The sequence below is a fragment of the Streptosporangium nanhuense genome (assembly GCF_059358815.1).
The window spans coordinates 14,201-26,256 of the sequence record NZ_JCADBG010000039.1; the positions used below are offsets into that span (position 1 = coordinate 14,201).

Genomic DNA, 12,056 nt, shown 5'->3' on the forward strand with positions numbered 1-12,056 from the left:
TCCGGTCTCGGTCACCGGGCACCGCCGGTGGGGAGGCGCGCGGTGACGTCGAACCCGCCTTCCGGATGGTTCCCCCAGGTCACGGTGCCGCCCACCAGCCGGGCCCGCTCCCGCATCCCCCGCAGGCCGAACCCGGAACCTCCTTCCGGCGGGGCTCCGGGACCGTGGTCACGGACACGCACGACGATCACCTCCCCGTCCTCGCGCACGTCGACCGCGCAGCCCGCTCCCGGCGCGTGTCGCACCACGTTGCTCAGCGACTCCTGGACGATCCGGAACACCACCGCGCCGACCACGTCGTCGACGTGCCCGTTCACCTCGACCCGGGCCTCGACGCCCACCCCGGCGGCGCGCGTCGCGGCGACCAGCGAGGGCAGCCGCGCGACCCCCGCGACCTCCCCTCCCGGCCCCGCGCCCGCCGCCGACCCGGAAGCCTCCGTACCCGCCGCCGAGCCGGGAGAGGAGCGAAGCGCCCGTACGAAAGCCTGCATCTCCTCCAGCGCCCGCCGCGCGTGCGCCTCGACATCGGCCAGCGAGTCACGCAACTCCTGCTCCCCGGCATCCGGGAGGGCCCGCGTCACCCCCGCCTCCGCGCTGATCACCCCGAGCGCGTGACCGACCACGTCGTGCACGTCGCGCGCCACCTCCAGCTGCACCCGGGCCCGCTCCGCCTCCCGGGCGGTCGCGATCTGCCTGCCCGCCGCGGTACCGAGCAGCCATGCGACGCTCAACGCGCCGACGGCGAGGACCAGCCGCTGCCCGGCACCGCTCGCCTCTCCCTCCGGGACCCCCGTCACCGCCGCCAGTCCCGCGAGAAGGCAGGCGAGAACGAGGACGAGCGTCCGGGTGCGGGCCGCGTGGGCGATCGCGAGGGGGTACAGGCACCACGCCGTGGCGAGCATGGGGTCCTGGCACACCCCCAGAACGCCCCCCACGACGGTCGTGGTCCCGGCGATCACCGTCGACACGGCCGGGAGACGCCGCCGGAGGATCATCGCCCCACCGGTGATCGCCGCCAGCGCCAGCCCGGCCGCCAGGCGCGACCGGTCCGCGCCGCCGATCGTCGGCGGCAACCAGAAGATCCCGACGACGAGAACCGCGGCCAGAACATCCAGGAGGGGCCGTGCGCCCTCGCTCGAACCGGCCGGGGCTCGATCGACGAGGGAACGACTCCGCATCACCGAACCCTACTCAAAACGGTCCGAACCACACCCTGCTCGCCCCCGGGACCGGGCTCGCCACTCCCCGACCGGCCGGGCGAGGCCGTCCGGCCGGGGTTCCGGGCCGGGGTTCCGGGCCACCGGCGGCATCCGTGCCACGCGTGTCCGCGGACAACCTGTCCCCGCCCTGACCTGGGTCTCCTTCGTTATCCGCGGATCGTTTGAACCTGGATGCCGACTGCGAACCGATGAATCGTTGAGGGCATGACACATACACATGAGCACCTGAACGTGACCGGTCACTGGATCGGCGGCGCGACCGTCGACGCGGGCGGCGACACCATCGACGTCGTCAACCCCGCCACCGGCGACGTCGTCGCGACGATTCCGGCCGGTACCGCGGCCGACGTCGACCGCGCCGTCGCGGCGGCGCGGGCCGCCTCCCCCGGATGGGCGGCGACCGAACCGGCGCAGCGGGCCTCGATCCTCCAGCGGCTGGCCGACGAGCTGTCCGCGCGCAACGAGGAGATCGCCCAGGCCGTGACCGCCGAGATGGGCGCCCCGATCACCCTGGCCCGCCTCGGCCACGCGGGTTTCCCCGTCGCGGTCGCGTCCGCGACGGCCGGCGTCGCGGACGGGTTCCCCTGGACGGAGGAGGTCGGCAACTCCCTCGTCGTGCGCGAGCCCGTCGGTGTCGTCGGCGCGATCACCCCGTGGAACTTCCCGCTCCAGCAGATCATGACGAAGATCGCGCCCGCCCTGCTGGCCGGGAACACCATCGTGCTCAAGCCCGCCGAGCTCGCCCCCCTGACGGCGCGGCTGTTCGCCGAGGCCGCGAGCGCCGCGGGACTGCCCGCGGGCGTGTTCAACGTGGTCTACGGATCCGGGCCCGTCGTCGGCGAGGCGATCGCGTCCCATCCCGACGTGGACATGGTCTCGTTCACCGGCTCCACCGAGGTGGGCAAGCGCGTCTCGGTCCTCGCGTCGGCCACGGTCAAGCGGGTCGGGCTCGAACTGGGCGGCAAGACCGCCAACCTCGTGCTCGACGACGCCGACCTGGACCACGCGGTCGACGAGACGCTCGCCAACATCTGGACCAACGGCGGCCAGGCCTGCGGGGCGTGGGCCCGCATGCTCGTCCCGGCGTCCCGGCACGACGAGATCGTGCGGATGCTCGTCACCGCGGCGAAGGCCTACACCGTCGGAGACCCTGCCGACGAGGCCACCCGGATCGGCCCCCTGGCCTCGGAGAGGCAGTGGAGCCGCGTCAACGGCTACATCGAACGCGGCATCGCGGACGGGGCGACCCTCGTCGTCGGCGGCCCCGGCCGGGTCCCCGGACTGGAGCACGGGGCGTACATCCGGCCGACCGTCTTCGCGAACGTCGACCCGGACTCGGTGATCGCCCAGGAGGAGATCTTCGGGCCCGTGCTGTCCGTCATCCCCTACGACGACGAGGACCAGGCGGTCGACATCGCCAACGGCACGATCTACGGCCTCAACGCCGCCGTGTTCGGCGAGGACGAGCACGCGCTGCGGATCGCCATGCGGCTGCGGGTCGGGCAGGTCTACATCAACGGCGCCCATTTCAACCCGCTCGCCCCCTTCGGCGGATACAAGCAGTCCGGCAACGGGCGTGAGATGGGCCGCGCGGGGGTGGAGGAGTTCACCGAGCTCAAGGCCATCCAGCGCTAGCGGCAGGCGGGACGCCGGTGCCGAGGCGATTGCTCACCTGCCGGGCATCGACGGACCACTCCCCTGCCAACCGGATGGCACGAAGGCCGGCGCGTGACCTCCTACCGGGTGGACGGCATCATCACCAACAAACCCGACCTGACGCCCTGAGGGGGCGGACCACCCATCCGGTTCCTCGTGGCGATTCTCAGTGACGACGATCCCTCCGGCCGGGACTCCCCGGAGCCCCGGCCGTGGGAGGCCGACCGGCGGAAGGGCCGGGAGATGTCTCCCGGTGTTCACCCCGGCCAGGTGACGGCGGTGGCCGCCCTGTTGGAAGCATGAGGCCCGCGAGACAGGAAACCACGACACTGGAGCACGCACGGTGACACCGACCAGCCCCGCCGCCGACGCCTCCGGCGGCACCTCCCTGCTGCGCGAGTTCCTCCGGTCCCCGCTGCTGACCGCCACGGTCGCCCCGAGCTCGCGACGGCTCGCCGCGCAGATGGTCGTGCCGATCCCCGAACGCGGGGAGCCGACGGTCGTCGAGCTGGGACCGGGAACCGGCGCCTTCACCGGGGTCATCCAGGATCGCCTGGGGGGCAGGGGCCACCATCTGGCCGTCGAGCTCAACCCGCGCCTGGCCGTGCTCCTCGCCCGTCGCTTCCCCGGCGTGGAGGTCGTGCACGCCCACGCGGCGGAGCTGCCCGGGTTGATGGCCGAGCGCGGCCTGTCCGCCGACGTCGTGGTCAGCGGCCTGCCCTGGGTCGCGTTCCGGCCGGTGGCGGGCGCCCGGCTGCTGCCGCTGGTGGCCGGCTCCCTGTCCCGGGACGGGGTGTTCACCCAGTTCGCCTACCGCTGGACACGGTGGGCGCCACCCGCGCGAGAACACCTCAATGATCTTCGTACGACCTTCGAGGAGGTCGTGCTCAGCCGGACGGTGTGGCGCAACCTGCCCCCCGCCCTGGTGTATCTCGCCCGCCGTCCCCGGTAGAGCGGCCCGCGTGGCCGGGGAACACGGGGGCGAGGAACGACGGGACGGCGGGACGGTCGCCGGGGCGTTGTCTCGCTCAGAGGGGCGCCTCCCGCGGGTGGCCCGGGGCACCCGGGGACGGGGCGGGCCGCGCCCGGACGTGGTGGCGGCCGATGGGGAGCATCAGGGGGCGGCCGGAGACGGGGTCCTCGATGATGCGGCTGTCGAGGCCGAAGACGATGCGGACGCCGTCCTCGGTGAGAACCTCGTCCGGGGGGCCGGAGGCGTGGATGCGGCCGTTGGAGAGCGCGATGAGGTGGTCGGCGTAGCGGGCCGCGAGGTTGAGGTCGTGCAGGACCATCACGACGGTGGTGCCGCGATCGCGGTTCAGGTCGGTCAGCAGGTCGAGGACCTCGATCTGGTGGCTGGCGTCGAGGAAGGTGGTGGGCTCGTCGAGGAGGAGCAGGTCGGTCTGCTGGGCCAGTGCCATGGCGATCCAGACCCGCTGGCGCTGGCCGCCGGACAGCTCGTCCACGGCGCGGTCGGCGAGGTCCGTCGTCCGGGTGGCCTCCAGGGCGGCCGCCACCGCGGCGTCGTCCCTGTCGTTCCACCGGGAGAAGATCCCCTGGTGAGGGTGGCGGCCACGGCCGACGAGGTCGAGCACGGTGATGCCCTCCGGCGCGACCGGCGACTGGGGCAGCAGTCCGAGCGTGCGGGCCAGCTCCTTGGCGGGCATGCGGTGCACCTCCCTGCCGTCCAGGACGACACGGCCCTCACGGGGCTTGAGCAGCCGTGACAGGGAGCGCAGGAGCGTCGACTTCCCGCAGGCGTTCGCGCCGACGATGGCCGTGACCCCGCCGTGCGGCACGATCAGGTCGAGGGACTCGACGACGACGCGGTCGCCGTAGCCGAGCGTGAGACCCTCGGCCGCGAGGGAGTGGGACGTGGTCACGGCGAGCCTCCGGCCCTGTGGGTGCGGACGATCAGATAGACGAGGTACGGCGCACCGAGGACACCGGTGACGACGCCGACCGGGTAGCGGAGGTCGAACGCGAACTGGCCGGTGAAGTCGGCGACGAGGACCAGGAGGGCCCCGACGAGCCCGGCGGGCACGAGCATGGAGCCGTCGGTGCCGACGAGCCGAGCCGCGATGGGCCCGGACAGGAACGCCACGAACGCGATCGGCCCGGCCGCCGACGTGGCGAAGGCGATCAGGCCGACGGCGGCGACGATCACCGTGACGCGGGTGCGTTCGACACGGACCCCGAGGGCGGAGGCGGTGTCGTCGCCAAACCGCATCGCCGACAGGTCGCGCGCCTGGGACAGCAGGACGGGGGTGAAGACGCCCAGCGCGACGAGGACCGGCACGACCTGTTCCCAGGTCGTGCCGTTGAGGCTGCCGGTCAGCCAGCGCAGCGCCTCCTGCAGGTCCCATTCCGCGGCCCGGGACAGGACGTAGGAGGTGATGCTCTCGAGGATCGCGGCGATCCCGATGCCGATCAGGATGAGCCGCGTGCCGACGACGCCGTCCCGGAAGGCCAGGGTGTACACCAGCAGGGCGACGGCGAGGGTGGAGACGATGGCGAGGGCCGACACCTGGAGCCCGCCGAGCGACAGCGACACGATCGCGACGGCCGCCGCGGCGCTCGCCGCCCAGCTGATGCCGATGATGTCGGGGCTGGCCAGCGGGTTGCGGAGCATCGTCTGGAAGGTGACGCCGGACAGGCCGAAGCCGAATCCCGCGACCACGGCGAGGACGGCCCTCGGCAGCCGGAGCCTCCCGACCGTGAAGGACGCCCCCGGGACCCGCTCGCCGAGGATGACGCGGACCACGTCACGGAGCGGGTAGAACGTCTGCCCGGCCATCAGGGTCACGACGAAACCGGCGACGACGAGCACCGCCAGCGCCAGGATGACGACGCGGCGGCGCGAGGCGCGACGGCGACGGCCTCGGACGACGGCCTGGACGACGTCCGGCCGGGCGACAGCGGGGGCGCTCACAGCTCCTCCTTCGTCGGACCTGTGAGCGCGACGCTGCTGTGCTCAATGGCTCGCTCGCTACGCTCACTCACAACTCCTCCTCCGCCGAACCTGCGAGCGCGACGCTGCTGTGCTCAATGGCTCGCTCGCTACGCTCACTCACAACTCCTCCTCCGCCGAACCTGCGAGCGCGACGCTGCTGTGCTCAATGGCTCGCTCGCTACGCTCACTCACAACTCCTCCTCCGCCGAACCTGCGAGCGCGACGCTGCTGTGCTCAATGGCTCGCTCGCTACGCTCACTCACAACTCCTCCTCCGCCGAACCTGCGAGCGCGACGCTGCTGTGTTCGATGGCTCGCTCGCTACGCTCGCTCACAGGTCACGTACCTTCTGGCTGCGGACGATGTGGATGAAGAACGGGGCGCCGATCAGCGCCGTCACGATGCCCACCTCGACATCCTCGGGGCGTGCCACGACGCGGCCGACGACGTCGGCCGCCGTGAGCAGCGACGCGCCGGCCAGGGTGGAGAACGGCAGCAGCCAGCGGTGGTCCACGCCGACGAGCAGGCGGCACGCGTGCGGGACGACGAGCCCGACGAAGCCGATCGGCCCGGCGACGGCCGTCGAGGCCCCGCACAATACGACGGCGCCCAGGGCGGCCGTGGCCCGGATGACGGCCACGCGCTCACCGAGCCCGGCCGCGAGCTCGTCGCCCAGGGCGAGCGAGTTCAGCGCCCGCGCGGACAGCAGGCACACGGCGAAGCCGACGGCGAGGAACGGCAGGACCTGCCCGATGCGCTCGTACGACGCGCCGCCCACCCCGCCGATCTGCCAGAGCCGGAAGCTCCCCGCGATGTCGTTGCGGGGCAGGATGACGGCACTGACCAGGGACGCGAAAGCCGCTGACGTGGCGACGCCGGCGAGCGCGAGTTTGAGGGGCGTGGCCCCGCCGCGTCCGAGGGACCCGACGGTGTAGACGAATCCGGCCGAGACGGCGGCCCCCGCCATCGCGACCCAGATGTACCCGGTCGGCGACGTGAGCCCGAGGAACGCGACGGCGGTGACGACGAAGAGCGACGCGCCCATGTTGACGCCCAGGATGCCCGGGTCGGCCAGCGGGTTGCGGGTCACGCCCTGCATGACGCCTCCGGCGAGGCCGAGCGCGGCGCCGATGACCATCGCGAGCAGGGTGCGCGGTATCCGCTTGGCGACCGCCGCCTGTTCGAGGGTCTCGTCCGCGCCGCCGAGGGCGGCCCAGACGTCGGACCAAGCGACGTCACGCGAGCCGAGCGCGACGGAGACCACCGTGAGCGCGACCATGACCAGGACCGCGACGAGCAGCCACAGGACCCGGACACGCGCCGGACGTCGTACGAGGACGGCGTCCGGCGGGCGGGCGGTGTCGACCGACGTCACTTGACCTTGTCCGCGGCGCCGGCGAGCGCCTTGACGTAGTCCTCCAGCACCCACGAGATCGACAGGGGGGTGGGGTTCGCGGCGGTGCCCAGGGGCGTGCTGCCGGGCAGGAGGTACACCGAGCCGCGCTTGACGGCGGGGATCTTCGACAGCAGCGGGTCCTTGCGGAGCTTCTCCAGCAGCTCGCCCTTCTCGTCACCGTATCCGGTGATGATGTCGACGTCGTCGAACAGGTCGGCCTGCTCCGCGCTCCGCGTCAGGGCGAACTTGTCCGTGCCCTCGGAGGCCTTGGCGATGCTGCCCGGGATCGTGAGCCCGAGGTCCTCGAAGAAGAGCGTGCGGGTGTCGTGCGTCGTGTAGAAGCCGACCTCGCTCACGTCGTTGGGGTCGACGTGCGTCATGAACATCGCCGACTTGCCCTTGAGCTGCGGGTACTTCGCGACGACCTCGCCGATGTCGCCCTCGATGCCGGCGATGAGCCTGTCGCCCTCCGCGGCGAGCCCGATGGCCTTGCTGTTCAGCTTGATGATCTCGCGCCACGGGGTCGCCCACGCGGCTTCCGGGTAGGCCACCACCGGGGCGATGTCGCTCAGGGTGTCGTAGTCCTGCTTGGTCAGGCCGGAGTAGGCGGCCAGGATCACGTCGGGCTTCGTGTCGGCGACGGCCTCGAAGTCGATGCCGTCGGTCTCGTCGAACAGCACGGGCGTCTTGGCCTGGAGCTCCTCCAGGCGCTTCTTCACCCAGGGCAGCAGCCCGTCGGTGTCGTCGTCGCCGAAGTTCGCGGCGGCCATGCCGACCGGGACGACCCCGAGGGCCAGCGGCGCCTCGTGGTTGGCCCAGTTGACCGTGGCCACCCGCTCCGGCTTCGCCGGGATGGTGGTGGTGCCCAGCGCGTGCTCGATCGTCATGGGGAAGGCGCTCGCGCCGCCGCCCGCGCTCGCGCTCGTGCTCGGGCCGCTGCTCGCGCTCGCGGTCTCGGTCCTGGTCTCCGACGGGCCGCCACAGCCCGCGAGGCCCAGCAGGACAGCCGTCACGGTGAGGATGCGAAGGCTACGTGGACGCTTCATCGGTACTCCACTTTCAGAATTTCGCTGGTGCCGGCCCTCGCACGTCCGGATCGCGATGCGCGTCCGTGGGGCGGTACACCGTAACTGCCGCAAACTTCGATCTAGTTAGGTAAGGCTTGCCTTGGCTTGCACCCTAGGAGGAATGACCGAGTTGTCGCAATCAAGCTTTTGAGACACCCGTTGTCGAGATCGGGACACGAAGGCCGGAGGAGGGCCTTCGGATGGCGCGTGTACGAGGGCGGCGACACGTCCGCGAGCCCCGGCCCCCGGAACAAGCCCCACGCCCGCGAGACGCCCGTGGTCACCGGGCCCGGAACGCCCCCGGGGTCAGCCCGGTCGTCCGCCGGAAGGCCGCGCCGAACGCGCTCGCCGAGCGGTAGCCGACCTCCTCGGCCACGACGTCGACCTCCCACCCCCGGGCGAGCAGCGCGACCGCGTGCTGGGCGCGCACCGCGGCGACCCAGCGCACGAAGCTGGTGCCCGTCTCCGCGTTGAAGGCACGGGTGATCGTACGGGCGCTCACGCCGAGGTGGGACGCCCAGCCCGCCAGCGTCCGCGGGTCGCCGGGATTCTCCTGTACCGCCTCGACGATCGGGCGCAGCAGGTCGGAGGTGGGCATCTGCACGAGCAGCTCGCGTGAGGAGGGGGTGAGCACGTCGAGCACCATCGCCTCGGTCACCGTCCGCGAGCCGGGGGACAGCTCCGTGTCGGCGAGCCGCTCCAGCAGCAGCCGGAGCAGCGGGGTGATCTCGACGCCGACGGGCGTCGGGGAGATGGAGGTCATGGTGCCGAAGCCGAAGAAGCTGGCGCGGCAGCGGGTGCCGACGATCGCCGAGCCGGAGTGCAGGGTGCCCGCGGGCATCCACAGGCCCAGGGAGGGGGTCACCGTCCAGACCCGCTCCCCCACCACGGCCGTGGACGTGCCCCGCTCGTTCCAGAGCAGCTCGTGGAAGGGGTGGGAGTGCTCGTTCCAGGTGGTGTCGCGGGCGATGGTCTCGCTCCAGCCCAGGATCACGAACGGCATCTCGACCGGCCCGGCCGCGAGGACGGGCAGCGTGCGGGTCTCCCTGGTCACGGCAGGACGCGGCGGGACATGAACCTGGTCACGGCAGGACGCGACGGGACATGAACCCGGTCACGGCAGGACGCGACGGGACGTGAACCCGGTCATGGCGGGAAGCGGTCGGCGCGGAGGGACGCGAGCGGCATTCCCTCACCCTAGTACGGCGACGACAGGGTGGCCCCCTTGGGAGGAACCGCTGGTCGTGGCCTCGCCGGGACCGGCTCAGCCCGGACCCGGCCGGCGGGCCGCGGGGACGACCGCTCGCGGCGTCCTCCGCCGCCGGGCCTCTCACGGACGTCCGGCGGCTCCGCGTGCCGCCTCAGCGGAACAGGCCGCTGTAGGCGTTGACGGCAGGCTGGCCGCCGAGGTGGGCGTACAGGACGTTCGCGTCCTTGGGGATGTCCCCGTTCCGGACGAGGTCGATGAGACCCGCCATGGACTTGCCCTCGTAGACGGGGTCGATGATCATCCCTTCCAGCCCGCCGGTGAGCCTGATGGCGTCCAGGGTGGACCGCACCGGGATCCCGTACAGATCCCCGGCCCACCCGGAAAGGAGGGTGATCTCGTCGTCTCGCAGGTCCCTGCCGAGACCGATGAGCTCGGCGGTACGGCGAGCGATCTTGTCCACCTGGGCGTGGGTCTCCGCCGGCTTGGCGGAGGCGTCGATGCCGATGACCCGGCGCGGCCGGTCCTGCCCCGCGAAGCCCGCGATCATCCCGGCCTGGGTGCTGCCGGTGACGCTGCACACCACGACGGTGTCGAAGAACACCCCGAGCTCACGCTCCTGCGCCCGTACCTCGTCGGCCCAACCGGCGAAGCCCAGGCCGCCGAGGGGATGGTCCGAGGCGCCGGCCGGGATGGCGTAGGGCGTGCCACCGGCCTTGCGCACGTCGTCCATCGCCCGGCTCCAGCTGTCCTTGAAACCGATGCCGAACTCCGCGTCGACCAGGTGGACCTCGGCGCCCATGATGCGTGACAGCAGGATGTTGCCGACCTTGTCGTTCACGGCGTCCGGCCAGTCGACCCAGTGCTCCTGCACGAGCACGGCCTTCAGCCCCAGGCGGGCGGCCACGGCGGCGACCTGCCGGGTGTGGTTGGACTGCACCCCGCCGATGCTGACCAGCGTGTCGGCACCCTGCTTGAGGGCGTCGGGCACCAGGTACTCGAGCTTGCGGGTCTTGTTGCCGCCGTAGGCCAGGCCGCTGTTGCAGTCCTCGCGCTTGGCCCAGATCCGGGGGCCTCCGAGGTGGGCACTGAGCCGGTCCAGCGGGTGGACGGGGCTCGGGCCGAACAGCAGCGGGTACCGGTCGAAGTCACCGAGGGGCATGAGTACCTCCATGGGAAAGCGGGGGCGGTCGTCGGCACGGGTCGGCGACGAACCCTCGCTCTCCAGGCACCGGCATGCAATATATTGCACACTGGATTGCCCTTCACCGTCAAGGACGAGTTGCCGGAGCCCCGCGACCGAACCGCTCAGGACCGCTCAGAACCTCAGGACCTCAGGACCTCCCGGGTCCGGTCCCTTGATTCGCGCCCCCTTAAGTCACGGCCCCTTGAGTCACGGCCCCTTGAGTCACGGCCCGGCCGGCGTCCCCTGGATGACAGCCCGGTCGACGGTCCAGGCGCGGGCCTGTTCGCTGAGGGTCACGCCGAGGCCCGGCCGTCCCGACAGGTGGATGCGGCCGTCACCGATCTCCAGCCGCTCGTCGAACAGCGGGTGCAGCCAGTCGAAGTGCTCCACCCAGGGTTCGTGCGGGTACGCGGCGGCCAGGTGGACGTGGATCTCCATGGCGAAGTGCGGGGCGAGCGTCAGGTTGCGGTGTTCGGCGAGGGTCGCCAGGCGGAGGAACTGCGTGATGCCCCCGATGCGCGGGGCGTCCGGCTGCAGGATGTCGACCGCGCCGTGGCGGATCAGCTCGTAGTGCTCGGCGACGCTGGTGAGCATCTCGCCGGACGCGATCGCGGTGTCCAGCGAGCGGGCCAGCGCGGCGTGCCCCTCGGCGTCGTAGGCGTCGAGGGGCTCCTCGATCCAGACGAGTCCGAACTCCTCCAGCGCCCGGCCGACCCGCTGGGCGGTGGGGCGGTCCCACTGCTGGTTGGCGTCGACCATGAGCGGGACGTCGTCGCCGAGGTGCTCGCGGACGGCGCGGACCCGGCCGAGGTCCACAGAGGGGGACGGGTGGCCGACCTTGATCTTGATGCCGCCGATCCCGGCCGCGCGCGAGGCGGTGGCGTTCTCCAGGATCCGTTCGATCGGCTCGTGCAGGAACCCGCCCGAGGTGTCGTAGCAGCGGACGGAGTCGCGGTGGGCTCCGAGCAACTTGGCCAGGGGCAGGCCGGCGCGCTTGGCCTTGAGGTCCCAGAGCGCCACGTCGACGGCGGCGACGGCCTGCGTGGAGGCGCCGCTGCGGCCCACCGACGCGCCGGCCCACACGAGCTTGGTCCACAGCCGGCCGATGTCGCTGGGGTCCTCGCCGATGAGGTCGGGGGCGACCTGGCGGGCGTGCGCGAACTGGGCCGGGCCGCCCGCCCTCTTGCTGTAGCTGAATCCGAGGCCGTCGACGCCGCTCTCGGTGCGGATCTCCGCGAACAGGAACGCCACCTCGGTCATGGGGCGCTGCCGTCCGGTGAGGACCTTCGCGTCGCTGATCGCGGCCTTGAGCGGCAGCGTCACGGAGGAAAGCGCGACCTCGACGATCCGGTCGCCCTGTGCTCTCGTCATG

General features: G+C 72.1%; 10 protein-coding genes. 2 read left to right on the forward strand and 8 right to left on the reverse strand.

The window, feature by feature from the left end; translation table 11 throughout:
• Positions 1-11: 11 nt before the first annotated feature.
• Complete coding sequence (locus AC5L38_RS41500) at positions 12-1,178, reverse strand: sensor histidine kinase (RefSeq protein WP_495248312.1); 1,167 nt, start codon at positions 1,176-1,178, stop codon at positions 12-14.
• A gap of 246 nt (positions 1,179-1,424) precedes the next feature.
• Between AC5L38_RS41500 and AC5L38_RS41505 the strand changes: the two genes are divergently transcribed.
• Complete coding sequence (locus AC5L38_RS41505) at positions 1,425-2,855, forward strand: aldehyde dehydrogenase family protein (protein ID WP_495248313.1); 1,431 nt, start codon at positions 1,425-1,427, stop codon at positions 2,853-2,855.
• A gap of 364 nt (positions 2,856-3,219) precedes the next feature.
• The gene (locus AC5L38_RS41510) at positions 3,220-3,828 is read left to right on the forward strand and encodes a class I SAM-dependent methyltransferase (protein WP_495248314.1); all 609 of its coding nucleotides are present in this window, start codon (positions 3,220-3,222) and stop codon (positions 3,826-3,828) included.
• Positions 3,829-3,904: 76 nt separating this feature from the next.
• On the opposite strand, the gene AC5L38_RS41515 is transcribed toward AC5L38_RS41510, so the two are convergent.
• The 7 genes from AC5L38_RS41515 to AC5L38_RS41545 all read right to left on the reverse strand — a co-directional run bounded on the left by AC5L38_RS41515 (position 3,905) and on the right by AC5L38_RS41545 (position 12,055).
• Positions 3,905-4,759 (reverse strand): ABC transporter ATP-binding protein, encoded by an 855-nt coding sequence (locus AC5L38_RS41515; protein ID WP_495248315.1) that lies wholly within the window; start codon positions 4,757-4,759, stop codon positions 3,905-3,907.
• Positions 4,756-5,808: a FecCD family ABC transporter permease gene (locus tag AC5L38_RS41520; RefSeq protein WP_495248316.1), complete on the reverse strand. Its 1,053-nt coding sequence runs from the start codon at positions 5,806-5,808 to the stop codon at positions 4,756-4,758. Before AC5L38_RS41520 ends, AC5L38_RS41515 begins: the two co-directional genes overlap by 4 nt.
• 351 nt (positions 5,809-6,159) lie before the next feature.
• Complete coding sequence (locus AC5L38_RS41525) at positions 6,160-7,203, reverse strand: FecCD family ABC transporter permease (RefSeq protein WP_495248317.1); 1,044 nt, start codon at positions 7,201-7,203, stop codon at positions 6,160-6,162.
• Positions 7,200-8,270, reverse strand: coding sequence for an iron-siderophore ABC transporter substrate-binding protein (locus AC5L38_RS41530; RefSeq protein ID WP_495248318.1), 1,071 nt, complete (start codon positions 8,268-8,270; stop codon positions 7,200-7,202). The genes AC5L38_RS41525 and AC5L38_RS41530 overlap by 4 nt, the downstream gene beginning before the upstream one ends.
• A 301-nt stretch (positions 8,271-8,571) precedes the next feature.
• On the reverse strand, positions 8,572-9,345 hold the full coding sequence (locus tag AC5L38_RS41535; RefSeq protein ID WP_495248319.1) for a helix-turn-helix transcriptional regulator: 774 nt from the start codon (positions 9,343-9,345) through the stop codon (positions 8,572-8,574).
• A 307-nt stretch (positions 9,346-9,652) separates the two neighbouring features.
• Positions 9,653-10,660, reverse strand: coding sequence for a 1-aminocyclopropane-1-carboxylate deaminase (locus tag AC5L38_RS41540; protein WP_495248320.1), 1,008 nt, complete (start codon positions 10,658-10,660; stop codon positions 9,653-9,655).
• A 246-nt stretch (positions 10,661-10,906) separates the two neighbouring features.
• Positions 10,907-12,055 carry an L-talarate/galactarate dehydratase gene (locus AC5L38_RS41545; protein WP_495248321.1) on the reverse strand — a complete coding sequence of 383 codons (1,149 nt, stop codon included), beginning with the start codon at positions 12,053-12,055 and terminating at the stop codon, positions 10,907-10,909.
• Between the last annotated feature and the right edge of the window lies 1 nt (position 12,056).

What these genes read in the sequence shown, in the direction of transcription:
- AC5L38_RS41500 (WP_495248312.1), bottom strand. Translation starts at nt 1,178, where the DNA reads ATGCGGAGTCGTTCCCTCGTCGATCGAGCCCCGGCCGGTTCGAGCGAG.
- AC5L38_RS41505 (WP_495248313.1), top strand. Translation starts at nt 1,425, where the DNA reads ATGACACATACACATGAGCACCTGAACGTGACCGGTCACTGGATCGGC.
- AC5L38_RS41530 (WP_495248318.1), bottom strand. Translation starts at nt 8,270, where the DNA reads ATGAAGCGTCCACGTAGCCTTCGCATCCTCACCGTGACGGCTGTCCTG.
- AC5L38_RS41540 (WP_495248320.1), bottom strand. Translation starts at nt 10,660, where the DNA reads ATGCCCCTCGGTGACTTCGACCGGTACCCGCTGCTGTTCGGCCCGAGC.
- AC5L38_RS41545 (WP_495248321.1), bottom strand. Translation starts at nt 12,055, where the DNA reads ATGACGAGAGCACAGGGCGACCGGATCGTCGAGGTCGCGCTTTCCTCC.